Origin of the sequence: Saccharopolyspora sp. ASAGF58, assembly GCF_012277335.1 — a bacterium.
Lineage (GTDB): Bacteria > Actinomycetota > Actinomycetes > Mycobacteriales > Pseudonocardiaceae > Saccharopolyspora > Saccharopolyspora hattusasensis.
In genome coordinates this window covers 6,661,593-6,685,267 of sequence record NZ_CP040605.1, presented here as the reverse complement: position 1 = coordinate 6,685,267, position 23,675 = coordinate 6,661,593, and the positions used below count along the sequence as shown (strand labels likewise).

General features: G+C 67.8%; 24 protein-coding genes and 1 pseudogene. 13 read left to right on the top strand and 12 right to left on the bottom strand.

Annotated elements, in window-relative coordinates; genetic code table 11:
- Positions 1 to 339 precede the first annotated feature (339 nt).
- Positions 340 to 600, bottom strand: a complete 261-nt coding sequence (locus FDZ84_RS31405; protein ID WP_168588816.1) for a Prokaryotic metallothionein — start codon at positions 598 to 600, stop codon at positions 340 to 342.
- A 177-nt stretch (positions 601 to 777) separates the two neighbouring features.
- Between FDZ84_RS31405 and FDZ84_RS31400 the strand changes: the two genes are divergently transcribed.
- Both FDZ84_RS31400 and FDZ84_RS31395 read left to right on the top strand, forming a co-directional pair.
- Entirely contained in the window at positions 778 to 3,774 is a 2,997-nt protein-coding gene (locus FDZ84_RS31400; protein WP_168588815.1) for a glycoside hydrolase family 38 C-terminal domain-containing protein, read from the top strand.
- Positions 3,771 to 4,736, top strand: a complete 966-nt coding sequence (locus tag FDZ84_RS31395) for a leucine-rich repeat domain-containing protein (protein WP_246868563.1) — start codon at positions 3,771 to 3,773, stop codon at positions 4,734 to 4,736. Before FDZ84_RS31400 ends, FDZ84_RS31395 begins: the two co-directional genes overlap by 4 nt.
- Positions 4,737 to 4,796: 60 nt before the next feature.
- Here the strand turns inward: FDZ84_RS31395 and FDZ84_RS41185 are convergent.
- A pseudogene (locus FDZ84_RS41185) lies at positions 4,797 to 4,886 on the bottom strand (hypothetical protein); the annotation flags it as partial.
- Positions 4,887 to 5,428: 542 nt separating this feature from the next.
- Here FDZ84_RS41185 and FDZ84_RS31390 point away from each other — a divergent pair.
- The 4 genes from FDZ84_RS31390 (at position 5,429) to FDZ84_RS31375 (ending at position 10,100) form a co-directional block, all read left to right on the top strand.
- Entirely contained in the window at positions 5,429 to 5,737 is a 309-nt protein-coding gene (locus FDZ84_RS31390) for a DUF6221 family protein (RefSeq protein WP_168588814.1), read from the top strand.
- A gap of 1,501 nt (positions 5,738 to 7,238) precedes the next feature.
- A complete protein-coding gene (locus tag FDZ84_RS31385) occupies positions 7,239 to 8,345 on the top strand; it encodes a type III polyketide synthase (protein ID WP_168588813.1) in 1,107 nt (368 codons plus the stop codon).
- Positions 8,345 to 9,553 (top strand): cytochrome P450, encoded by a 1,209-nt coding sequence (locus FDZ84_RS31380; protein WP_168588812.1) that lies wholly within the window; start codon positions 8,345 to 8,347, stop codon positions 9,551 to 9,553. The genes FDZ84_RS31385 and FDZ84_RS31380 overlap by 1 nt, the downstream gene beginning before the upstream one ends.
- A gap of 31 nt (positions 9,554 to 9,584) precedes the next feature.
- Positions 9,585 to 10,100, top strand: a complete 516-nt coding sequence (locus tag FDZ84_RS31375) for a cupin domain-containing protein (protein ID WP_168588811.1) — start codon at positions 9,585 to 9,587, stop codon at positions 10,098 to 10,100.
- A gap of 203 nt (positions 10,101 to 10,303) precedes the next feature.
- Here FDZ84_RS31375 and FDZ84_RS31370 read toward each other — a convergent pair whose 3' ends face one another.
- A complete protein-coding gene (locus tag FDZ84_RS31370) occupies positions 10,304 to 10,690 on the bottom strand; it encodes a VOC family protein (RefSeq protein WP_168588810.1) in 387 nt (128 codons plus the stop codon).
- Positions 10,656 to 10,979: a helix-turn-helix transcriptional regulator gene (locus FDZ84_RS31365; RefSeq protein ID WP_168588809.1), complete on the bottom strand. Its 324-nt coding sequence runs from the start codon at positions 10,977 to 10,979 to the stop codon at positions 10,656 to 10,658. The genes FDZ84_RS31370 and FDZ84_RS31365 overlap by 35 nt, the downstream gene beginning before the upstream one ends.
- A gap of 138 nt (positions 10,980 to 11,117) precedes the next feature.
- On the opposite strand from FDZ84_RS31365, the gene FDZ84_RS40205 reads away from it, so the two are divergent.
- Positions 11,118 to 11,240, top strand: coding sequence for a hypothetical protein (locus FDZ84_RS40205; protein WP_256413592.1), 123 nt, complete (start codon positions 11,118 to 11,120; stop codon positions 11,238 to 11,240).
- Positions 11,241 to 11,290: 50 nt separating this feature from the next.
- On the opposite strand, the gene FDZ84_RS31360 is transcribed toward FDZ84_RS40205, so the two are convergent.
- Positions 11,291 to 11,620: a putative quinol monooxygenase gene (locus FDZ84_RS31360; protein ID WP_168588808.1), complete on the bottom strand. Its 330-nt coding sequence runs from the start codon at positions 11,618 to 11,620 to the stop codon at positions 11,291 to 11,293.
- Positions 11,621 to 12,484: 864 nt separating this feature from the next.
- Here FDZ84_RS31360 and FDZ84_RS31355 point away from each other — a divergent pair.
- On the top strand, positions 12,485 to 14,167 hold the full coding sequence (locus tag FDZ84_RS31355) for a DEAD/DEAH box helicase (protein ID WP_168588807.1): 1,683 nt from the start codon (positions 12,485 to 12,487) through the stop codon (positions 14,165 to 14,167).
- An 84-nt stretch (positions 14,168 to 14,251) separates the two neighbouring features.
- Positions 14,252 to 14,512: a hypothetical protein gene (locus tag FDZ84_RS31350; RefSeq protein ID WP_168588806.1), complete on the top strand. Its 261-nt coding sequence runs from the start codon at positions 14,252 to 14,254 to the stop codon at positions 14,510 to 14,512.
- 83 nt (positions 14,513 to 14,595) lie between these two features.
- Here the strand turns inward: FDZ84_RS31350 and FDZ84_RS31345 are convergent, their stop codons facing one another.
- Genes FDZ84_RS31345 through FDZ84_RS31330 form a run of 4 tightly spaced genes read right to left on the bottom strand, consistent with a single transcriptional unit; the run spans position 14,596 to position 17,025 of the window.
- Positions 14,596 to 15,537 carry an SRPBCC family protein gene (locus tag FDZ84_RS31345; RefSeq protein ID WP_168588805.1) on the bottom strand — a complete coding sequence of 314 codons (942 nt, stop codon included), beginning with the start codon at positions 15,535 to 15,537 and terminating at the stop codon, positions 14,596 to 14,598.
- On the bottom strand, positions 15,534 to 15,860 hold the full coding sequence (locus tag FDZ84_RS31340; protein ID WP_168588804.1) for a helix-turn-helix transcriptional regulator: 327 nt from the start codon (positions 15,858 to 15,860) through the stop codon (positions 15,534 to 15,536). The genes FDZ84_RS31345 and FDZ84_RS31340 overlap by 4 nt, the downstream gene beginning before the upstream one ends.
- Before the next feature lie 44 nt (positions 15,861 to 15,904).
- Positions 15,905 to 16,270, bottom strand: a complete 366-nt coding sequence (locus FDZ84_RS31335) for a PaaI family thioesterase (protein ID WP_168590482.1) — start codon at positions 16,268 to 16,270, stop codon at positions 15,905 to 15,907.
- Between the two features lie 32 nt (positions 16,271 to 16,302).
- The gene (locus FDZ84_RS31330) at positions 16,303 to 17,025 is read right to left on the bottom strand and encodes a 3-keto-5-aminohexanoate cleavage protein (RefSeq protein ID WP_168588803.1); all 723 of its coding nucleotides are present in this window, start codon (positions 17,023 to 17,025) and stop codon (positions 16,303 to 16,305) included.
- A 268-nt stretch (positions 17,026 to 17,293) separates the two neighbouring features.
- Between FDZ84_RS31330 and FDZ84_RS31325 the strand changes: the two genes are divergently transcribed.
- Both FDZ84_RS31325 and FDZ84_RS31320 read left to right on the top strand, forming a co-directional pair.
- The gene (locus tag FDZ84_RS31325; RefSeq protein WP_246868561.1) at positions 17,294 to 17,749 is read left to right on the top strand and encodes a hypothetical protein; all 456 of its coding nucleotides are present in this window, start codon (positions 17,294 to 17,296) and stop codon (positions 17,747 to 17,749) included.
- A 12-nt stretch (positions 17,750 to 17,761) separates the two neighbouring features.
- On the top strand, positions 17,762 to 18,700 hold the full coding sequence (locus tag FDZ84_RS31320; protein ID WP_168588802.1) for a class I SAM-dependent methyltransferase: 939 nt from the start codon (positions 17,762 to 17,764) through the stop codon (positions 18,698 to 18,700).
- On the opposite strand, the gene FDZ84_RS31315 is transcribed toward FDZ84_RS31320, so the two are convergent.
- Positions 18,684 to 19,316 (bottom strand): response regulator transcription factor, encoded by a 633-nt coding sequence (locus FDZ84_RS31315; protein ID WP_168588801.1) that lies wholly within the window; start codon positions 19,314 to 19,316, stop codon positions 18,684 to 18,686. The two genes, FDZ84_RS31320 and FDZ84_RS31315, sit on opposite strands and share 17 nt — an antisense overlap.
- Entirely contained in the window at positions 19,316 to 20,533 is a 1,218-nt protein-coding gene (locus FDZ84_RS31310) for a sensor histidine kinase (RefSeq protein WP_210435241.1), read from the bottom strand. The genes FDZ84_RS31315 and FDZ84_RS31310 overlap by 1 nt, the downstream gene beginning before the upstream one ends.
- A 207-nt stretch (positions 20,534 to 20,740) precedes the next feature.
- Between FDZ84_RS31310 and FDZ84_RS31305 the strand changes: the two genes are divergently transcribed.
- Complete coding sequence (locus FDZ84_RS31305) at positions 20,741 to 21,811, top strand: ABC transporter permease (RefSeq protein ID WP_168588800.1); 1,071 nt, start codon at positions 20,741 to 20,743, stop codon at positions 21,809 to 21,811.
- Positions 21,808 to 22,497, top strand: a complete 690-nt coding sequence (locus tag FDZ84_RS31300) for an ABC transporter ATP-binding protein (RefSeq protein ID WP_168588799.1) — start codon at positions 21,808 to 21,810, stop codon at positions 22,495 to 22,497. The genes FDZ84_RS31305 and FDZ84_RS31300 overlap by 4 nt, the downstream gene beginning before the upstream one ends.
- Here FDZ84_RS31300 and trpS read toward each other — a convergent pair.
- On the bottom strand, positions 22,474 to 23,526 hold the full coding sequence (trpS, locus tag FDZ84_RS31295; RefSeq protein ID WP_168588798.1) for a tryptophan--tRNA ligase: 1,053 nt from the start codon (positions 23,524 to 23,526) through the stop codon (positions 22,474 to 22,476). The two genes, FDZ84_RS31300 and trpS, sit on opposite strands and share 24 nt — an antisense overlap.
- Positions 23,527 to 23,675 lie beyond the last annotated feature (149 nt).

Sequence of the window (23,675 nt, the reverse complement as noted above, 5' to 3'; positions counted from 1 at the left end):
GTGGCTGCTCGACGCAGGTTTCCGCATCACCATGCGGGCCCGCTGCATCTCGCGCGCCATGCCGCCCAGCCAGCGAACCAGACCTGCCATCGGGGCGTCCTCCACTAACTACGAGGGATGAGTCGACGGTCCTTCATCCCGTTGTCAATCCCGTTCACGACAACCGGCGCGAACCGGGCGGGACGAAGCCGTCTCACCCGCCATGTCGTCGCAGGTAGTTCCCGCGTTTCTGGCAATTAATAACGTATTGGTAACGAAGATTCGGATGGGGTGCTCAACCGCCGACAGGGGCAAGCCCGAGGGTCTTCGCGGACGCTGCGCGCATCCCCGGGCGGACCATCAGCCCGGGTGGGCGCCGACGGTATCGCGCAGTTCCCCGGCCATGGCCAGGTCCGACTGGCGTGCGCAGTGCGCGCAGCAGAAGAACCGGCCGCTGGCTTCCACGCCATGCCCCAGAATCCGGGTCCCGCAGTGCTCGCACTGCGGTGCGAGCCGCTGCGTGGCGCATTCGAAGCAGTCGAAGGTGTGCACTCCGCCGCCGACGGTGTGCACTTCGAAGGTCATCCAGTATTCGTTGCCGCAGACTTCGCAGGTCCCCATGGTGTCGCCTTTCTGCGGAAAAGAAGGGGAGTGGACACCCGCAGCATGCGGCCCTACTTATGGGTCAGCAACCGCGCCGCCGGAGGATTCCGGTCACCGCCCACGCCACAGCCACCCGCCGGCCGCCGTGATGTGCCAGCATGATCACGACCACGCCGAAGGAAACCAGGGGAGCACATGCACGACGACCGCCACATCGTCGAACAGCGCCTCGACCGGGCACTGGCCGAACGCCTACGCCCTGCCTACTACTCCGAAACACTGCCCTGCGAGGTCGCCGTCTGGCACGCGCCCGGCGAACCGGTGCCGGTCGCGGAGGCACTGCACGCCGATTACGCGCCCGCCGCCATCGGCGAGGCCTGGGGACCGGCGTGGGGCACCAGCTGGTTCCGGCTGACCGCGACCGTGCCGCCGCAGTGGGACGGCCGCGTCATCGAAGCTGTCGTCGACCTCGGTTTCGACGACGACCGCCCCGGCTTCCAATGCGAAGGCCTCGCCTACAGCCCCGACGGCACCCCGATCAAGGGACTGCACCCCCGCAACACCCACCTGCCCGCCGGGCGGAACTCCGCCGGACGCGAACGCACCTGGTACATCGAGGCCGCCGCCAACCCCATCATCCTCGGCCCCAACGGATTCCAACCCACCGAACTCGGCGGCCAACCCACCACCAAGACCACGCCGCTGTACCGGCTGCGCCGCGCCGAACTCGCCGTGCTCGACGAACCGGTGTGGCAACTGGTCCAGGACACCGAGGTCCTCGACCAGCTGATGCGGCAACTGCCAGTGGACTCCCCACGCCGCCACGAGATCCTGCGCGCCCTGGAACGCATGCTCGACCGCCTCGACCTGCACGACATCTCCGCCACCGCGCCCGCCGCCCGCGCCGAACTCGCCGACACCCTGGCCCGGCCCGCCCACGCCAGCGCGCACGTGATCTCCGCCGTCGGCCACGCCCACATCGACTCCGCCTGGCTGTGGCCGCTGCGCGAAACCATCCGCAAAGTCGCCCGCACCACCGCCAACGTCGCCGCCCTGATGGCCGAACACCCCGACTTCCACTTCGCAATGTCGCAGGCCCAGCAGCTGGCCTGGATCAAGCAGCACCACCCGCAGTTGTTCGACCGCGTCCGCACCTTCGCCGACACCGGGCAGTTCGTGCCGGTCGGCGGGATGTGGGTGGAAGCCGACACCAACATGCCCGGCGGCGAGGCCATGGCCCGCCAGTTCGTCCACGGCAAACGCTTCTACCTCGACGAGTTCGGCATCGAGACCCGCGAGGTGTGGCTGCCGGACTCCTTCGGCTACAGCGCCGCCCTCCCGCAACTGGTCGCACTGTCGGGCTCGCGATGGTTCCTGACCCAGAAGATCTCCTGGAACCAGACCAACAAGTTCCCCCACCACACCTTCTGGTGGGAAGGCATCGACGGAACCCGGGTGTTCACCCACTTCCCGCCCGCCGACACCTACAACTCCGAGATCAGCGGCAGCGAACTCGCCCACGCCGCCGCCAACTTCTCCGAACGCGGCTACGCCACCCGCTCCCTGCTGCCCTTCGGACACGGCGACGGCGGGGGAGGACCCACCCGCGAAATGCTCGCCCGCGCCTACCGCACCGCCGACCTGGAAGGCTCCCCGCGAGTACGCCTGGACACCCCCGAGGAGTTCTTCACCGACGCAGAAACCGACCACGCCCGCCCCGCGGTGTGGTCCGGCGAACTGTACCTGGAGATGCACCGCGGCACCTACACCTCGCAGGCCAAGACCAAGCAGGGCAACCGCCACAGCGAACACCTGCTGCGCGAAGCCGAGCTGTGGTGCACCACCGCCACCGTCACCACCGGCCGCGACTACCCACACGAGGCCCTGGACCGGCTGTGGAAGCAGGTGCTGCTGCACCAGTTCCACGACATCCTGCCGGGCTCCTCGATCGCCTGGGTGCACCGCGAAGCCGAGGCCACCTACGCCCGCATCGCCACCGAACTCGAAACGATCATCGACGGTGCGCTGCAAGCCCTCGCCGGCGAACCCACCCGGCCGCTGACCTTCAACGCCGCCCCGCACACCCGCCACGGCGTCCCCGCGCTGGGCGCCGCCACCAACACCAACACCGCGGCACCCACCGCCACCCGCCACCCCGACGGCGCCATCACCCTCGACAACGGGCTGCTACGCGTCACCATCGACCACCGCGGGCTGCTGACCTCGGTCTACGACCACGCCGCCGAACGCGAAGCACTGGCCGGCCCGGCGAACCTGCTGCAACTGCACGCCGACCACCCCAACGCCTGGGACGCCTGGGACCTCGACGCGTTCTACCGCCACCACACCCGCGACCTCACCGACCTCGACGAGCTCGACCTCGCCGGCGACACCGTCCGAGTTCGCCGCAGCTTCGGCAAGTCCGCACTGGTCCAGCACATCAGCCTCGCCGCAAACTCCCGCCGCGTCGACATCGACACCGACATCGACTGGCACGAAACCGAGAAGCTACTCAAGGCCGCCTTCCCGCTGGACGTGCACGCCGACCGCTCCGCCGCAGAAACCCAGTTCGGGCACGTCATGCGCCCGACCCACACCAACACCTCGTGGGACGCGGCCAAGTTCGAGATCTGCGCACACCGCTTCCTGCACGTCGCCGAACCCGGCTACGGCCACGCCCTGGTCAACGACTCCACCTACGGCCACGACGTCACCCGCGACACCCGCCCCGACGGCGGCACGACCACCACCGTACGGCTGTCGCTACTGCGCGCGCCCCGCTTCCCAGACCCCGACACCGACCACGGCCACCACCGGCTGCGCTACGCCCTGGTCGCCGGCGCCAACATCGGCGAAGCCATCCGCGAGGGCTACCACATCAACCTGCCCGAACGCACCATCAGCGGCTCCCACCCAGTAGAGCCGCTGATGGCCGTGGACAACGACGCGGTGGTCGTCGAAGCGGTCAAACTCGCCGACGACCGCAGCGGCGACCTCGTGGTGCGACTTTACGAGTCACGCGGCGGCCGGGCCCGGGCACGGTTGACCATCTCCTTCCCAGCCACCTCGGTGACCCGCACCGACCTGCTCGAACGTCCCCTGGCCGAACCGAATGCCACCACCCAAGCATTGGACCTGAGGCTGCGACCCTTCGAGATCCGCACCCTGCGCTTCGCCCGCCCCACCCAATGACCACACAACTCCCCGACGACGCGGTCCGCCGCGAAGACGGCCAACCAGTCGCGGTACTGGCCGCCGGTGCTGGGCTGACCGCGGTCCCCGGCGCGATCGCACGCATGCGGCAGCTGCGGCACGTCGACCTCGACGGCAACACCATCCGCGACATACCCGCATCGGTCGCGACGCTGCCGCAGCTGCACACCCTGCTGCTCTACGACAACGACCTCACCAGCCTGCCCGGTGAATTCGGCCCCGCACTGCGGCATCTCAGCGTCGGCCGCAACCACCTGACCGCACTACCCGACGCCCTGTGGCAGACCACGACCCTGCACGCCCTCAACCTCGCCGAGAACAACCTGGTGGAAATCCCCGAAACCATCCGGGCGCTGTCGCAGCTGCGGATGCTCGACCTCGGCCACAACCAGCTGAAAGAAATCCCCGCCGCCGTCGGCGACCTACCGCAGCTCAGCGATTACCTCTACCTCAGCAATAACCAGCCGCGTCACGTTCCCGCCGCACTCGGCGACCTGCAAGCCCTGGACTACCTCAACCTCTCCGACAACCAGCTCACCGAACTGCCCGCATCCCTGAGCGGCATGAAAAACCTGCGCGAACTGCGGCTCTACAACAACGCGCTGACCGAACTGCCGTCCACGCTGGGCGGTTTGCGCCGGCTGCGAGAACTGCACGCACGCAACAACCGGATCACCGCGCTGCCGGACTCCCTGCCCGGTCTGCGCCAGTTGCAACACCTGGAACTGCGCAACAACCCACTGCAGCGCCTGCCGGAATCCATCGGCGCGCTGACCGAACTGACCCACCTCGACCTGCGCGCCACCGCACTTCGCGAACTACCCGAAAGCGTCGCTGCCCTGCCCCGGCAAACCAAACTCGACCTGCGCTGGACAAAACTCGACCAGCGCCCCGGCTGGCTCCACGAACTGCGCCACCGGGGATGCGCGGTCCTGCTCTGAAACGCCGCGGCCTAAGCCGATCGCGCAGGTCGCCCGGGAGCTGGGCATCAAGGCAGGGTCCACCACACCCGTGGTTTCCAGTCCGTCCGAGGCCTGGAATTCCCGCACCACAGTGCCCATCCGGTCCCCGCAACGCGCATCTGCGGCCACGTAACGGGCATCTGCGGCCACGTAACGCGCAGGAGGTCAACAGCACCTGCGCCGCGCGCGAGCGCTACCTGCGACGTGTCGTCGCCATGTGGTGCACGATGATCTTCCCGGCTTGCTGTCGAGCACGCCAACCGCCGCCGAACAGGGTTCCCGCGCCTGCCAATCGACGCGATCTCCGGCGCAACCGACGACCCGCGCGACCGCGCAGCCAACGCCGCCATCCCGCACACCCCGACCGCCAGCCAGCAACATCCGACGAGCCACCCGCACACCCCGCAGCACCATAGACACTCCCAAACCGGACGAACCATCGTGATCAGGGCCGAGCCTGGAAAACCGGACCGTACGCAGCAGCGCCGCGACCCCGGGATTGTTGGCTACAACCCGCCAACATTCGGTCAACAAGCCACCACATGAGATGGCCCGGATGGCTCGATCACGTCATCCACCGCCATCACGTCGTCCACCGCCATCACGACCGAACCGCCATCGCGTCCCTGTCTGTGACCGACCAACCACCGCAGACAAGGGGAGTGCGCCAGATGGACCGGTTCGTCCAGTTCCTGCTCCGGCAGCTCGACATCGACCTCGAACTACTGCGCGTCGCTAGGGAAGACGCCGAAACCGGCTCCACCCATGCATGCCTGATCACCCCGATCCGGGGATTCCGCGAATGCGAACTCAAGACCCGCCTGCTGACCACCCACCACCACTGCGGCAGCGGCCAGGGCCCGTGCGACACGCTGGGGGAGAGCTATCCGCCGGAAGACGAGCGCGGCTGCCCCACCCGGGCCCTGCTCGGCCTGCCCTATTCCGACCGCCCCGGTTACAGCGCCCGCTGGCGACCCTGATGCCCGCTCACCGTGCCGGTCGTGCCGATCCGGTCCCACAGGTAATCCGCGAAAGCGATCGGCTCGAGGTTGAGCATCACCCGATCTCGGCCAAGTTGGACTGCAATAGCGTCACCTCGTGGTCAACGTCAGCCGGCCGATACCTGCCTGGTTCAGGATCCGCCGGCGCCTCCGCAAGATCGCGATGAGCTGGCGGCAGGTTCAGGCGGCACGACATCGTGTTCGGCAACGGCCCGGTGGAAACGGTGTCCGCGCCGCCGCGGAAAGCCCGCGTGGTGGCACGCGCCGGCAGGGGACCGCAGACTGGTGGGCTGCGGGGGAAAGGAGCACTCTCAGCACGGCATGAGGGGGACTCTAGGGCTACCCGCCGCGGTCAGGGACAACCAACGCGCCAAACCGCATGCGGCGCGAGGAAGGGAGCCTTTGGGCTTCATTAGACAGTGCAACGGAAATATTCTCCATTTGATGGATAATGTTGATTATCCATCAAATGGAGAAGGGCCTACAGGAGTAGACCCAGGGGCCTTCACAGGGGATGGAGGGTGCCCGCCCATCTTGATCAACTTCTGTCACAAATGCATGCACAGCGAGCTTCTCTGGCGACGGCGCATCGCGCGCCTGTCGGTTGATCATGCCGCCAAGTCGCCCCGACGGCGTGGGCGTCCTGGGAATCAAGATCGGTCTGCTACAGACCATTTGGATCATCATGGACCGAGTCGGCTCCATCGATGTTGCAGATGAGCGCTCCGGGGGTTTTACCCGCCTATTTTTGTCACTGTGACGTTAATAGGTTGCGGAAGGAAGCCTGCTTGGCTGCATGAGAGCTTGGTCGTCATGTCGCGCCGTCGGCTGGCTCGTCGAGCTCGGCCATCCGCGCGACGACTGCGAGAACGAAGCGCCACGAGTGTTGACTCATTGCGACGCGGCTTCAGGGTTCGCGTCCGGCGCCGAATGCGTCACCGGCCGGTCCTGTCGGCGCCCAGCATGAAGTCACGCAAGTCGACGTCCGATGCGGCGAGGTGGCCAGGGCCGACGGGGCGCAGCAAAGGCCCTTCTGGGGCCCGTCGCCGCAGGTCGATCAAACGCCGATAATGTACATTATGTTAAGTAATGCGGAACGGACAGAAGCCCTCCTCCAGCCGGACACTCCATGGGTTTCGGGTCGAGGCCGTGAAGGCGTGCAACATCGACGAGCACCACCGCGCCCGCCGCCGGCGGTCCTCTTGACGGTTGTGTTGCGTCGGCACCCGTTCGACCAGCGCGTCGAGATCAGCTGGTCTGCACACCGCGTTGTTCGTGCCCATCGCCGCCCAGCGATCGGCCGCCGATCTCGACGCCACTCCCCTTGCTTCCAAGGCTGAAATCCCTCCATCAGTGGTTATGCCGGGGGAAACGGTGCTCCGGGCGGTCGCAGCGATGCCGCCCCCGCCGGATGATGAATGGCGAACCCATTCCACTCCACGACAGCAAGACCTGTGCGCTCTTACTTCTGGAGGCATTGGTGGCAGTCCTGTGCAGACCGGCGGTTGCAGTTCCCGAACACGTCATCACGGCGGAGGAAACCCTCGAACTCGCCCGACGTGTCCACGCCGACCATCCACAACTTCCCCTGGTCCTGCGGTTGATCAGCAACACCGGGGTCCGCAAGCGCCACCTCATCCGCCCCATCTCCGAAACGCTGCTGCACCCGGGGTTCGAGGCGCGCAACAGGATCTACGAGGAGCACGCCAAGCAGCGCGTACCCGCCGTCGTGGCCCGGGCCCTGGCCAACTCCGGGTTGCGCGCGGAGGACATCGACCTGCTGGTGTACGTGTCGTGCACCGGGTTCATGATGCCGTCGCTGACGTCGTGGCTGATCAACTCGATGGGGTTCCGCCACGACACCCGGCAGTTGCCGATCGCCCAGTTGGGGTGCGCCGCGGGCGGTGCGGCGATCAACCGCGCTCACGACTTCTGCACCGCCTACCCCGAATCGAACGCCCTGATCATCGCTTGTGAGTTCTGCTCGTTGTGCTATCAGCCCGACGACCACGACATCGGTTCGTTGTTGTCCAACGGGCTGTTCGGTGACGCGGTCGCCGCTGCTGTTGTGCGTGGTGCCGGTGGTAGCGGGGTTCTCCTGGAGCGCAACGCCTCGGCGATCATCGCGGACACCGAGGAGTGGATTTCCTACCAGGTCAAGGACACGGGTTTCCACTTCCGGTTGGACAAGCGGGTGCCGACGACGATGGAGCCGCTGGCGCCCGCGCTGCGCGCATTGGTGGATCGTCATCGGTGGGATGTCGCCGGGCTGGACTTCTACATCGTCCACGCCGGTGGGCCGCGGATCCTCGATGACCTCACGAAGTTCCTGGGGGTGCCTCCGGTGGCGTTCCGGTTCAGCCGGGCGACGCTTACCGAGTACGGCAACATCGCCAGCGGTGTCGTGCTCGATGCGTTGTTGCGGATGTTCGACGAGGATTCGCTGACTGCTCGGGCGCGTGGGCTGATCGCGGGTTTCGGTCCTGGTATCAGCGCGGAGATGGCGGTCGGCAGTTGGTTGCCGGATCCGCAGGTGACGTTCGTCCGTCCTCGGAGTGAGTCCGTCCCGTCGTTGGGAGGTCGTTGATGTCGGATGGGTGCCCTCTTCGGTCCTACGATCCGCCGAACATTTCCGGGGTGGGTTTCGACCCGGATCTGGCCGGGTTCCTCCGGGACGAGCCGGTGGCCCGGATCCGGATGCGCTTCGGTGAGGGCGAGGCGTGGCTGGTGACGCGGTACGAGGACGTCAAGTTCGTCACCTCGGATCCGAGGTTCAGCCGGGCGGCGATCGCGGGTCGTCCGTTTCCGCGGATGACCAAGCACGTTATCCCGTTGGATCGGGCGGTGAGCTATTCGGATCCGCCTGAGCATGCGCGGATCCGGCGGGTGGCGGCGAAGGTGTTCGCGCAGCGCAACGTCGAGCGGTTGCGGGTGCATGCCGAGCAGGTGGTGGCCGAGCGGGTGGATGCGCTAGTGGCTGCGGGGCGGCCTGCTGACCTGGTCGAGCACGTGGTGGCGCCGTTTCCGATGACGATGATCGGTGAGGTGGTGGGCATTCCGGTGGCTGACCGGTCCTGGTTGATGTGGTGCGCGGAGACGTTGTTCAGCATGGCTCGTGATGAGGCGGAGGTTGCCCGCAACGGTCGGATCAAGGAGGAGTTGTACGCGTACTTCCAGAAGTTGGTGGCGCGGCGTCGTGCGTGGCCGCGTGATGATCTGGTGACGGTGCTGGCGGATGCCCGTGATCGTGGCGAGATCGGTGATGAGGAACTGGGTGCGTTGGTTGTGCTGGTGTCGCTGAACGGGTGGCATGCGGTGCGCTACAACAGTTCGAGCATGCTGTATGTGCTGTTGACCGAGCCGGGTTTGTGGGAGCGGTTGGTGGCTGAGCCGGGGCTGATTCCGCATGCGGTGGAGGAACTGCTGCGCTTTGTTCCGCATAAGCGCGGTGTGGGGCAGCCGCGGGTTGCCACCGAGGATGTCGTGATTCGGGGTGTTCGGATCCGGGCTGGGGATGTCGTGCACATCTCTTATGTGGCGGCGAATTGGGATGCGGAGGTGTTCCCGCATCCGGAGCGGGTTGATCTGGATCGTGCGGAGGTTCCGCATCTGGCTTTCGGGCATGGTCCGCATTACTGCGTGGGGCCGTTGTTGGCGCGGATGGAGGCGCAGGTTCTGCTGGGGGTGTTGTTGGATCGTCTCCCCCGGCTTCGGTTGGCGGTTTCTCCGGATGAGGTGCGGTGGCGGCGGGACGTCATGATCCGTGGTCCGGTTGATCTGCCGGTGTCCTGGTGATCGTTGTTGGTTCGGGGAAGGTGGTGGGTTGATGCAGGGTTTCGTCGTTCCGCCTGGCGGTGGGAAGCGCATCGTCACGGGTGCGCAGGATGTGACGTTCAAGGTCACCGGGGTGCATTCGATGGCGGCGTCAAGTTTCGAGGTGGTGGTGCCGCCGGGTTTCGATGTCGGTGCGCATGTGCATGCCCGCAGCGAGGAGTTGTTCTACGTGCTGGAGGGTGAGCTGGAGGTGTTGGCGTTCGAACCGGTCGTTCGCGGCGGGGATGGTTGGTCGGAGTGGGAGGGGGAATCGGGTCAGCGGGTGTGTCGTGCTGGTCCGGGCAGTGTCATGTTCGTTCCGCCTGGTTGTCCGCATGCTTTCGCCAATCGGGGTGATGTGGTGGCGCGGATGTTCTTCCAGTCTTCGCCGCCTTCGCATCATGAGCGGTATTTCGAGGAGTTGTTGGAGATTCTGGAGGCGCCGGGTGGTGTGGATCGTGCTGCGGTGGCTGAGCTGCGGTTGCGTCATGACATCGAGCAGTTGACGCCGTTGCGGTTCGAGGCTTGAGGTGGCGCTACGACAAGGAGCGTGCGAGATCTCGGTGTTCGCCCTGCACCTGCGCTAGTCCAGCGCTAGTCCCGTGCTCGTTCATGTCAGCATCGTGCTGGTTGGGCCGGTCTTCGCCGGACTCGGGTGGGATCGAGGGTCTTGGGCGGGGTCCGGCGCGACCGACCGCGGATGCGGTTGTGGCTGGCATCGGCGCGGGTTTCTTACTTGCTGTGCACGATTTGGATCAGGTTGCCGCAGGTGTCGTCTAGGACCGCTGTGGTGACCGGGCCCATTTCCAGCGGCTCTTGGGTGAAGCGGACCCCGAGTTCGCGCAGTCGGTTGAACTCGGCGGTTACGTCCTCCACGGCGAAGGAGGCTGCTGGAATGCCGTCCTTGACCAGCGCCTCTTTGTATGGCTTCACGGCGGGATGGCTGTCGGGTTCCAGCAGCAGTTCGGTTCCGTCGAGGTCTTCTGGTGAGACCACGGTGAGCCAGCGGTCCTTGCCCAGCGGGATCTCGTGTTTCTTCGCGAAGCCGAGCATGTCGGTGTAGAAGCGCAGGGCCTTGTCCTGGTCATCGACGAAGACGCTGGTGAGGTGGATCTTCATGGGGTTCCTCCGTTGTGTCGGGCTTGAGCCAGCGGGTGATGATGCGCTCAAGGGGTTTGGTGTTCAGGTCGTGGAATTTGTAGCGGCCTTGGCGCCGTGAACGGACCAGACCTGCGGATTCCAGTACTGCCAGGTGTTGACTGATCGCCTGGCGGGATAGTCCGAGTCCGTGTTTGGTCACGAGCCGCGTGCAGATCTCGAATAGGGTCTGGCCGTCCCGTTCCACCAGCTCATCGAGGATGCGTCGGCGGGTGGAGTCGGCGAGGGCCTTGAAGACATCCTCCGCCATGCGCACAGCATAGGCAAGTCATGACTTGCCTATCAAGTTGGGTTCGCTTCGCCCGAAGGCCCGGTCTGTGTTTCGCAGGCGGTGGTCAGCGCGGGGTGAACAGCGTGGGCTCGGCGAGTTCTTGCCTAGGCTTCGGGCATGGCAGCGACGGTGGGGCTGGTGCACGGCAGCTTCCTGGGGCCGTGGTCGTGGCGTGACGTCGTCGCCGGCCCTGACCTGTTCGCTGCGCTACTGGCGGGTCTGGCGCGGTCGTCGGGCTGATGGGCGCTGGGGGTCGGGTGCGGTGGTATCGCACTCGACCCCCAGGCGGTTCAGTTCTCCGGCACGGCCATTTCGCCGAGCAGGGACCAGTCCTGCTGAGCCAGGGTCGTGTTGATGATCCGCGGGGTTTCGGCGAGGTGCGGGGGCAGTGTCTGCTGCGCCTTCTTGAAGTGTTCGGACTGGACGTGCGCGGTGCCTGCTTCGTCGTCGCGGAAGGCTTCGACCAGGACGTATTCGTTGGGGTTGTCGAGGCTGCGGGACCAGTCGAACCACAGGCAGCCGGGTTCGGCGCGGGTCGCCTGGGTGAATTCGGCGGCGATCTGTGGCCACTGGTCGGCGTGTTCGGGGCGGATTCGGAACTTGGCGGTGATGAAGATCATCGCGGGTACTCCTCCAACCGGTTGGGTTGCTCGGGTTTCGGGAACGCCGAAGATCCTAGGTGTCCTTTCGCAGGGTCGTTGGGGCTGGTCGGCGATTCAGCAGCTGCGGTCTCAGCTAGGTCCATGACCAAGTTCTTGGCGGCCTGCACGACCCACGAGGCGGACGGGTGCGGGTCACGCCGAGGATGAGGATACGGCGGCTTGAGTGTCAATTACCGCGAGTATGTACAGGACAAGGTAATCGTCTCGAAGACGTCGCACGCGAGGAGTGCGTCTGCTTGGGAGCGCGGGAAGTCCGCCCAGGTGCTGGAGACGCGTTCGGGTTGCGGGTGGGATCCCGGCGTCTTTGAGGATTTCCCGGAATGTTGACGCGGCTACCTTCACTCCGAGGACGAGCAGCTCACCGTGCGGGCGACGATATCCCCAGTTCGGGTTCTCGCTGGCTAGGCGCAGCACCAGGGCTCGGACGGAGTGTATGGTGCGCGGCCGACCCCCGCGCTTGGACCGGGACTGGGCGGCGTGACGACGGGCTACCAGGTCGCGGTGCCACCGGAGCACCGTGTCCGGCCGCACCAGCAACCGCATCCGGTGCAGCACGTGCGTCGGCATTTGGTGTAGTAGCGCGGCCGGGAAGGCACGGTCGCCTGATTCGAACCGTACTCGCTGCCCGCTCAGAGGTCGACCGGCAGGGGCAACCCTGCCGGTCGATGCGCAGCTGAATGCCGCAACATCTCACCGCGCCACACGAAGCAAGTCGAATGTGCAATGTGGTGAGCGCTGTCAGCTGGCAAATACTCCAAGATCTCTACTCCGTTCGGGTATTCACGATATTAGCTTCACCCGCGCCGGTTGCTGCCACGTAGCGTGTGCCTGCCAGTTCTTGCTAACAACCTGCCGAAGAACGTTCTACCTTTCCTGGACGCGACACCGCTGGAGGAGTTCCACTTCGTGGGGCTCTCCGACTATCTGCTCGGCCGGTGGCGGAGACAGGAGCATCGAGCTTCGAACTGGGGACTCTTCGGCTTCCTGGACCGATGGATGCTCCGCCGGCACTTGAACATCGAAATGGATCAACTGCCCACCTGGCGGGACCTGATCAGCGCCGAGCTGGATGTCCGACGCTGCAAGCAACATCTGCAGAGCCTCCCTGATGAGCGCAGCGTCCTTGGCGCGTTGCGTACGGCGCAGGACAGCCACAGGCAGGCGAGTGCCGAGTTGTTGCGCTCGACGCTGCGGTTGAAAGTCGAGGCTGGTGAAGATGTCATCCTTGATCGGGCCACTGCCCTCTCCGGCCAGGAGGCGAAGCCCTGGGCCGGCTTCCAACGCTTGCTTAAGTTCGTTCCTGCCTGGGCGACCACAACGCTCGCGACACGGCCCAGCATCGTGCCGAAGCCGGGCCTGTTTGACCTGGTGATCATCGACGAGGCGAGCCAGTGCCCCGTGGCGCAGGTGCTCCCGCTGCTCTTCCGGGCCAAGCGGGCGTTGATCATCGGCGATCCGCACCAACTCAGCCACATCACCAAGCTGGAGTTGGGGCACCTTGACCGAGCCGCGGCGGAAGCCGGGCTGACCGACGAGTGGTTGCAAAGTCGGCAGTTCGACCACGGCCGGTTCTCCGCCTATCACGCTGCTGCCGCCGCGACCGGCGAAGTGTTCTGGCTCGACGAGCACTACCGGTGCCACCCGGAAATCGTCCAGACGGTGAACGAACGGGTCTACGGGAACAGGCTCCGGGTGCTCACGAATCCGGCGAATCTCATGACAGGCGACGACAAGCCTGTGCGGTGGGATCACCTCAGCAGCAACTGCGAAAGGACTCCGGACGGGTCGTGGGTCAATGACGACGAGGCTGCGCGGGTGCTGGCCGTCGTGAACGAGATCCGCGCCGGGAACGCAACCAAATCCATCGGTGTTGTCAGCCCGTATGCAGCACAGCGGGCGAGGATCCGCGACCTCCTTCGCGGTGTCCCTGAGGTGCAAGTAGGCACGGTCCACACCTTCCAAGGCCGGGAGCGTGACGTGATCTTGCTTTCTCCTACCCTCTCGCAGGGCGCCGTGCCGAAGTCCGTCAAATGGCTCGCGAGCCACCAGAATCTCTGGAACGTGGCTTTCACGCGCGCGATATCCCGGCTGATCGTGGTAGGCGATGCGAACCTGTGGCGGAAAACCAGTGGCTTGCTGCGGAGTCTGCTCGCCCAAGCAGAGAACGCCGAGATCCAAGACGACTCCGTTCCCGACATGGACGAACCGCTCGCCAAGCTGTACCAACGCCTCATCGTGGCGGGCGTACCGGTCGAAACAGGTGCCGACGTCGGCGGCCACCGCGCCGACTTGATGATCCGCTCAGCCAACGGGCCAGTCGCGGTGCTTCTCGACCGAAGCGGAACCGGCACCGATTCCACCGGTACGTTGGGGAGAAATCTCCGCCAGCTCTGCACCGCCCAAGAGCTCATGGACGACGCCACCAACGGCAAGGTCGTCCGGATACCGATCTGGCGCTGCTTCGACGACCTGCCCGGACTTGTCGAAGAGCTGCGCACAAGCTGATCGCTACTGAAACAGAGGTACACCGGCACGAGCAGGCCGAACTCGGAAGCACGCGACGAGCAGGACCACCGTGCACTGGTGGCGGTGTCGTTTGTCGACACGACCAGCCCGGGTGTCGTCGCCGACCTCAAGAACCTGGTCGATACCCCCGGATCCGGCAACGTCGACGACCTTGCGAAGAACTCGCTGCGCTATGCGGGCACTGAGTTCACTGGGGAGCACTACAACTCCGGCTTGCAGCGGTCGACGGCCGCCATCGCGGAAGCTCAGCCGCTGGACGGTAGCGATCTCAGCTCGGATCAGCTGGAGGCCATCGCACGAGAGGCGCTGAACGCGCGCACCTAACGCGAACTGGCACTTCGTTGGGGCACGACCGATCGGGGGTCTGTAACGGGAACGATGTTTCCGTTACAGTCGTCCGCCTCAGCTCATGGGGTGTCGCGCAGGTGTTGTGCGTAGTGCTCGCGCAGTTGCTCGGTGCGGTCGGTGGGCCATGGGCAGCGGATATCGCTGTGCAGGGCTGCGAACACGATCTCGAGGTGGACCTGCCATGCCGCCAGCAGGGTGGCCCGTTCGGTGGCTTGGGTGGCGGGCAGGGTATGGGTCAGTGTCAGTCGGGTGCCGATGGGGTTCTGGTCGCGGAGCTGGAATCGCACGGTGCCGCCTGGTTGCCAGGCGTATTCCAGGATGTTGAGGGCTTGGATGTTGGTGAGCGCGCCGGCCTGGCCGAATCCGTGGGTGCTCTGCAGTGGTGGTTCGTCGCCTGTGGTGGGGTGGGTGTCGCCGGTGATGAGGGCCCAGACCTGTTGGGGTGGTTGGACGAAGTCGCGTTCGAAGTGGATCGTCCAGCCGTTGTCGGTCGGGTGGAGTTTTCCTTCGCCGAGCCCGAATTGCTCGGTGTAGGCCTCGGCGCGTTCGAACCAGGTTTGCATGGAGAATTCGGCGGTCGTGCCCTCGAGGCGGGCGGTCAGGCTATCGAGGCAGGCGTCCCAGCCGGCGGCGTGGCGGGCGGTGGACGGACGGTCGCTGTCGGGTCCGCGCAGGGTGTGGCTGAACACTAGTAGGCAGCCTTCGGGGTGCGGGTGCAGTTCGCAGCGGATGACGTCGGTGTTCCAGCGGAAGGCGAAGACCTTCGGTGGGTCGGCTTCGAGGATCTCCCCGTCGTCGGAGGTGTCCGGTTCTTCGAAGGTGAAGCGCATCGGTGTGCCGGGGGTCGGCTGGTCGAAGTCGATGCGGGCTGGGAACCAGTGGGTCAGTTCGGTCGGGTCGGTGATGGCGCGCCAGACCTTCTCCGGTGGGTGGTGCAGCAGGCGTTGCAGGCGCAGCACCGGGTGGTCGCCGATCATGGTGAGGGTCGTGTCGGTGTTCATGGCTGGGTGTCCTCTGGGTCGGGCATGTTGTCGAGGTGGTGTTGCAGGGCGTCGAGCCGGTCGTGCCACATTTGCCGGTAGGGCGCCAGCCAGGCGTCGATCTCGGCCAGCGGTTCGGGGCGCAGCCGGTACCAGCGGCGTTGGGCGTCTTGGCGGACTTCGACCAGCCCGGCCTCGCGTAGCACCTTGAGATGTTTGGACACTGTGGGTTGGCTCAGCGGCAGGCGGTCGACGAGGTCGCCGACGGCTCGTTCCCCGGTGCGCAGCAGGTCGAGGATGTCCCGGCGGTGTGGTTCGGCCAGGATTTCGAAGGTACTTGCCACCTGGTCAATATAGCCGACCGGAAATATGTTTTCTGGTGGGTGGCTCAGGCGGTGAGCACGGCCTGGGTCTGGGTGGTGTGCCCGATGCGGCGCCCGGAGTCGTCCAGCAGCTCGGTCTGCACCGCGATGCTCGTGCGGCCGATGTGCAGCGGACGGCTGACCGCGTGCAAAGCGCCCTCGCGCAGCGCGCGGAAGAAGTTCGTCTTCGACTCGATCGTGGCCGTGTGCGCGCCCTCGGGCAGGTTCAGGAACGCGCAGACCGCGCCGATCGAGTCGGCCAGCGCCATGACCGCACCCCCGTGCAGCACTCCCCCTGATGTGCAGTGCTGCGGCGACCAGTCCAGGTGCCCGCGGACCTCTTCGGCGCTCGCGGCGTCGATCTGCACGCCCAGCGACACCGCGAACGGCATGAGCGCGGCGAGCTGCTGGTGGTCGACGGCGGTCACGGGGCCTCCTTGGTGAGAATCCGGGTTGCGGCGGTGACGAGTTCGGCGTTGTCGGCGGCGACCTGCCCGTCGGGCAGCAGCAGCGTGTCCTCCAGGCCGATGCGGGTGGCCAAGCCGCGGCGGGCGGCGACGGTGAGCACCGGCCACGCCCCGGCGGCCTCGCCGTGCAGCAGGATCGGCGTCGCCGCCGGGCGCAGCCGCTCCAGCAGCGCTTCGGCGGTGGTCGCCGCGCCCCGGGCGGTCAGGTCGGTGACCTCGGCCAGCACTCTCAGCACCCGGGCGCGGTGCGGGGAACGCAGGAACTGGCGGTCGCCGTCGGTGCCGGAGAAGATGCCCGCCTCTATGCCTACACCGCGCTCCAGCAGCACGGCTGCGACGTCGTCGGCGCCGGGTTCGTGCCAGTTGACCGAGGCGTGGTCAGGCAGCACCGTCCACGCCCGGATGGCCCGGATCCGGTCCGCCGGGTCCGGTGCGGTCCACGCGCCGGTGGTGACCCCGACGGGGACTGCGGGGGCGGCGGCCCGCACCGCGCGCAACGTGGCTGCGACCAGGTGCGGATCGAGGCTGTCGGTGCCGTCGGGCGCCTTGGGGTGCAAATGGATGTCGTTGGCGCCGGCTGCGATGCTGTCCGCGGCGGCCTTGGCCAGCTCCTCCGGGCGCACGGGCAAGTGGAAGTGCTCGCGCGGGGAGCGCGCGCCGTTGAGGCAGACCTGCAACATGCGCCGATTCTCCCCTGATCCGGCGGGCGCGCGGAAGTTGGCGACCCCGATTCGTGATCATCGACAGCGACTTCGCCTCGCCCGGATGGGCGACCCCACGGGCACCTGGTGGTGTGGCGGGGGTACTAGCGTGGTGGTGTGGTGTTGAGCAACCGGATCTTGCGGGGCGTGGCCAGCGGCGAGATCACCTTGGCGTTCCAGCGCTGGCCCAGCCCGCTGGCGCAGGCCGCTGGCGCAGGCCGGATCGTGGCTGGGCACCGCGGTTGGGTTGATCGGCATCGGCGAGGTCACCGAGGTCGATCCGGGCCGGATCACCGACGCCGACGCCCAGCGCGCGGGCTTCACCTCCGCCGCGGGACTGCGGTCCTCTTTGGACAAGCACGGCCGCGGCGTGGTCTACCGCCTCGTCCTCAGCTACGGCGGCCCCGCACCCGAGCTGCGGCCGCAACCGGTGGATCTGCGTCCGCGCGAACGGGCCGCGATCGACCGGCAGCTGGCGCAGCTGGATGTCTCCGCCCCGCGCGGACCGTGGACGAGGACCGTCCTGGAAGCACTGCGGCGGTGCCCTGGCCTGCGCGCCGCCGAACTCGCAGCCGACCATGGACGGCCGGTGTCGCGCTGCAAATCCGATGTGTGGCAGCTGCGCGAGCTTGGCCTCGTCGAACCCCATGAGGCCGGATTCCGGTTGTCCCCGCGCGGAAAGTCCTACCTCGGCAGTCCCTAGAAACGGAGCCCTGTGACGGTCGATCAGGTCCACAACGCCCACCGCAACGGGGCCGCGCCCACCGACCTCTCCCCTGACGACGCCGAATCCGCGCTGTACGTGGCGATCTGGGCGTACAGCAGCGGCGACGCCGCCACCGCGCACCGCGCCGCCGAAGCAGCCCGGGCCTTCACCCCGGACAGCGAGCTGGCCCGGCTGCTGTCGGCGATCACCGCCAACGGCGATGCCACCGCGGTCTACGACTCGCCCGCGGCGTTCCGGGCGTTCATCCGGGGCGGCGGCAACATCGGCCTCTACGAGGCGACATCCACGGCGCTGCGCAGGCTCTACCGGCAGCAGAGGCCCCAGCGGCTGCTGGACATCGGCGCCGGGGACGGGCTGGCGCTGCTGCCCGCGCTCACCGAGCACCAGCCCGTCGTCGGGGTCGTCGAACCCAGCAGTGCGCTGCTGGCCGAGACCACCGCCGGACTCACCCGCCGCGGCATCACCCACCACGCCTGGCAGGACACCGCGCAGGATTTCACCGCCACCCACACCCAGCGCTGGGACCTGATCCAGTCCACCTTCGCGCTGCAATCCCTGCCCGCCGGCGACAAGACCCGGGTGCTGCGCTGGATCGCCGCGCACACCGGCCGGTTCGCGCTGGTGGAGTTCGACGACGTCGAGGTCGCCTCGGTGTGGGAGCCCGCGTGGTTCCGCGACTGCCTGGCCCGGGTGGAACGCGGCCTGCGCGAATACCACGCCGACCGCGATCTCGTCGGCGCCGGGTTCATCCTGCCGGTGATCCTCGGCAAGTTCGGCACCACCGCGCCCACCAACTACGAGCTGGCCGTCGACAGCTGGGTGGCGCTGCTGCGCGAGACCGGATTCGCCGAGATCACCACGCGGCGGCTGACCGACTACTGGTGGCGCCCGGCATACCTGCTCGAGGCGGTCACTGCGGCCGGATGATGCCGCGCTGCAACGCCGTGGTGATCGCCGCGGTGCGGTTGTCCACGCCGAGCTTGTCGTAGATGTGCACCAGGTGCGTTTTCACCGTCGCCTCGCTGATGAACAGCGCTTTCGACAGTGCCCGGTTGGACAGGCCCTGCGCCAGCAGCTGCAGGATTTCCATCTCCCGGGGGCTCAGGGCCTGCTGCGGTCGCCGCAGATGCCCCAGCAGCCGCGCCGCCACCCCGGGTGCCAGCGCCGTCTGGCCCTTCGCGGCCAGCTGCACCGCCTGGCACAGCTGCCCCGGTGGGGCGTCCTTGAGCATGTAGCCGGTCGCGCCGGCCTCGACCGCGGCGAGGATGTCGGCGTCGGAGTCGTAGGTGGTCAGTACCAGTACCGGCGGCCCGCCGTCGGCGCTGATGCGGCGGGTGGCGGTGACCCCGTCCATGCCGGTGGGCATCTGCAGGTCCATCAGCACGATGTCCACCGTGGTGCCCGCCAGCGCCTCCAGCGCGGCCTGCCCGTCGGCGGCCTCGGCGACCACCGTCATGTCCGGGCGGTCGTCGAACATCGCCCGGAGCCCGCGCCGCACGACCGGGTGGTCGTCGACGAGCAGGATGCGCAACGCTTCGGCCATCACCGGATCTCCTCGTCGGTCAGCGGCAGCCGGATAGCCACCGCGGTGCCATCGCCAGGCGTGGTCTCCACCGTGAGTCGCCCGCCCAACGCGCCGATGCGTTCCCGCAGTGCGGTCAGCCCGTAGCCGCTGCCATCCGCAGCGGGCCGGGCCGCGGCCGGATCGAAACCGACGCCGTCGTCGTAGATGTCGAGGGTGACCTCGGTGTCGAGGAGCCCGAGCGTGACCACTGTGGTGCGGGCGCGGGCGTGGCGGACGACGTTGCCGAGGCTGGCCTGCGCTGCGCGAAGTAGCGCGACTTCGTAACCCGAGGGCAGCTCCACCGGCACGCCATCGGTTTGGAAGCGGCAGTCGATCCCCGATTCTCGCGCGGTGTCCTCGCACAACCGGCGTAGCGCCTGCGGCAGTCCCGCGCCGGTCAGCGACGGCGGCCGCAGGTCGCGCACGAACCGGCGGGCTTCGTCGAGGTTGTCCGCCGCGGTGCGCTGCGCCTCGGCGATCCGGGCGCGTGCTTTGTCCGCCTCCGCCGGCAGCGCCGACTCCGCCGCGCGCAGCAGCAGCACGATGCTCGACAAGCCCTGGGCCAGGGTGTCGTGGATCTCGCGGGCCAGGCGTTCCCGCTCGGCGGCCACGCCCGCCTGGTGCTGGGTGGACGCCAACTGCTCGCGGGTGCGGGTGAGGTCGTCGATGAGGGCCTGCCGGCGCTGGCTCTCGGCGTAGATCGCCGCATACCCCCAGGTGATCACCACCGCCACCCCGGCGCCGATGACCGGGCCCAGCACCATGCCCACGCTCCAGGCCCCGGCGTGCCAGCGCTGCGCGGTCACGACCAGGGTGGTCACCACCACGACCGCCACGAGCGCGTGCCGGCCCCGCAGCAGATGCAGGTGCAGGAAGAACAGCGGGAACGCCAGCCACGAGAAGTCCGGGCTGATCACCAGCAGTCCCGCCCACACCGCGGTGACCGCCGCCAGCCACGTCATCGCCAGCCACCGCCGGTGCAGGGCGTGGCGCACCACCGCGCCCGCCGCGTAGACCGCGGTCAGCAGCACGGCCATCGCGACCGCCAGCCAGCTCGTGGGCCCCGCGGCGTGGGTGAGGAACACCCGCGCGGTCGCGATGCCCAGCAACAGCAGGAATCCGGTGTGGAACGCCAGCCGCATCAACCGCGGGATCGCCCCCGGACCGGGGCTGGACGGGGACAACGTTTCGGACACTGCGCACACCTTAGAACCATGACTGGGGGACGGTGCTCACCAGGACCTTTCTAGACACTGCGGGCAGGGCGCGGCATCGATCGTTCGGTTGAGTTCGGGATGCACCCCGCGGCGGCGGCGGGATCAATCGGTGCTGCGATGGCAACGGCGCCGATCGCGGCGAGGCTGGATGCCGGAATTCGACCACGACCGGAAAGCAGACCACCCGTGTTCCTCGCCATTCGCGACATCCGCTTCGCCAAGGGGCGGTTCGCACTCATGGGCTCGGTGGTCGGGCTGATCACGTTGCTGATCGTGTTGCTGTCGGGACTGACCGCGGGCCTGGCCCACCAGTCCACCTCGGCGATCACGCAGCTGCCCGCCACCCACATCGCCTTCGGCAGCACCAGCGCCGAAGCCCCCGAGCAGTCTTTCGCCGACTCCTCGATCACCCAAGCCCAGCTCGACGCCTACCGCGGCACGCCCGGGGTGCAGTGGGCCGCGCCGCTGGGCATCATCCAGACCCGCCTGGAAACCGCCGCCGGCGGCACGGCGGCCACCATCTTCGGCGTGCGCCCCACCGACGGCCTGGCACCGGCCCCGGTCACCCCGGGCTCCCTGGTCGTCAGCCGTGACCTCGCCGAGGACAACGGCCTGACCATCGGCCAGAGCGTGCTGGCGGGCACCCAGCGGCTGACCGTCAGCGGCATCGCCGGCAACGCCTACTACAGCCACACGCCCGTGGCGTGGACGGCGCTGGAGACCTGGTCGGCGTTGCGTCCGCCACGCGCCGATGCGCCCCTGGCCACCGTCATCGCCGCGGGCATGACCGCCGACCCCGCGCAGCCCGACGCCGCTGCCGGCACCACCACGGCCACCGCCGGCGCCAGCCTGACTGCCATCGGCTCCTACTCCTCGGAGAACGGGTCGCTGCTGATGATGCAAGGCTTCCTGTACGCGATCTCCGCGCTGGTCATCGGCGCGTTCATGACTGTGTGGACCATCCAGCGCAGTGGCGACATCGCCATCCTCAAGGCTCTCGGCGGCGCCACCGGATACCTGCTGCGCGACGCGCTGGCCCAGTCGGCGATCGTGCTGGTGCTCGGCGCCGGGGTCGGTGGGGCCGCCGGGGCGGGGCTGGGTGCGCTGGCGATGCAGGCCGTGCCGTTCCAGCTCACCGCCGCCACCACCGTGGCGCCCATCGCCGCCATGATCGTCCTGGGCATGATCGGCGCCGCCCTGGCGATCCGGCGCATCACCTCCGTCGACCCGCTGACCGCGCTGGGAGCCGTCCGATGAGCCTCACCCTGAGCGACGTCCACCTGACCTACCCCGATGGCGATCGCACCCTCACCGCGCTCGACGAGGTGTCCCTGCACGTCGGAGCCGGCGAGCTGCTGGCCGTCGTCGGTCCTTCCGGGTCCGGCAAGTCGAGCCTGCTCGCCGTCGCCGCGACCCTGCTGCGCCCCGACTCCGGCAGCGTGGTTGTCGACGGCGTCGACACCGGCGGGCTGTCCGCGGCGCAGCGCGCCCGGTTGCGGCTGGAGAAGATCGGCATCGTCTTCCAGCAGCCCAACCTGCTCGGCTCGCTGACGGCCGCCGAACAGCTCCAGGCCACCCAGCACATGCGTGGCCGATCCGTTCGGCGGCAGCGCCGCGCTGCCGCCGAACTGCTGGCCACCGTCGGCCTCGACGGCAAGCAGCACCGCCGCCCGCATCAGCTTTCCGGTGGTGAGCGCCAGCGGGTCAACATCGCCCGCGCGCTCACCGGCGAGCCCGCGGTGCTGCTGGTCGACGAGCCCACCGCCGCGCTCGACCACGACCGTGGGAGCCAGATCGTCGAGCTGCTGGCCGAGGTCACCCGTGAGCACCAGGTCGCCACCGTCATGGTCACCCACGACACCGAGTACCTCGACCACGTCGACGAGGTGGCCGTGATGCGCGATGGGCGCCTGACCCCCTCAGTAGTGGGTGCCCATCGCTGAGCGCACCTCGGCCAGGGTCGTCTCGGCGATGGCGTTGGCCCGCTCGTTGCCTTCGCGCAGGATCCGGTGCAGATAGCCGCGATCCTGTGCGAAGGCGGCGCGGCGTTCCCGCATCGGTGCCAGGTGCTCGTTGACCGCGTCGGTGACGGTGCGCTTCAACGCCGCCGCGCCCCCTGAGCCGATGTCCTCGGCGACCTCGTGCGGATTCCGGTCGGTGCACAACGCCGCCAGCAGCACGAGGCTGGAAACCTCCGGGCGGGACCGCGGGTCGTAGGTGATGTGGCGCTGCGCATCGGTCTTCGCGCCCCGGATCAGCCGCGCGGTCTCGTCGGCCGTGGCCGCCAGCGTGATCGCGTTGCCGCGGCTCTTGCTCATCTTGGTGCCGTCGGTGCCCAGCAGCAGCGGGGCCGGCGACAGCAGCGCATCCGGCTCGGGCAGCAGCCGCCCGTAGCGGTCGTTGAATCGGCGCGCGATCGTGCGGGTCAGTTCCAGGTGCGGCAGCTGGTCCTGACCCACCGGCACCAGATTGGCCTTGCAGAACAGGATGTCGGCGGCCTGGTGCGCCGGGTAGGTGAACATCAGGCCGCTGACCGCCGACTGCCGCGAATAGTTGATCTCGTCTTTGACCGTGGGGTTGCGGCTCAGCTCCGCCACCGACACCAGGCTCAGGAACGGCAGCAGCAGCTGGTTGAGCGCCGCGACGGCGCTGTGGGTGAAGATCGTGGCGCGCTGCGGGTCGATCCCGGCCGCCAGGTAGTCCAGCACCAGGTTCTGCACGTGCTCGTCGAGGCGTTCTGCGACATCGCGGTCGGTGAGCACCTGGTAGTCGGCGACGATCACCAGCAGCTCCACGCCCAGGCGCTGCAACCGGACCCGGTTGTGCAGGGTGCCGAAGTAGTGGCCCAGGTGCAGCAGCCCGGTCGGACGATCCCCGGTAAGCACCCGGAAATCGTTCGGGCGCAACGAGATCAGCTCCTCCAGCTCGACGCTGCGGCGCGCGGCGGTGGACGTCTCGATCACGGTGGTCATGAATGGTTCTCCTCATCCGGTGGCGGGTGTCCGGCCGACGTCCCGGACGTGCGGAGAACACGAAGAAGGGCCGTCCATCCGAACGGCCCGAGGTGTGCGCAAGTTGAGTGGCCGCTCCTAGCCGGAGCGCCACCACGCGAGGCACGAAC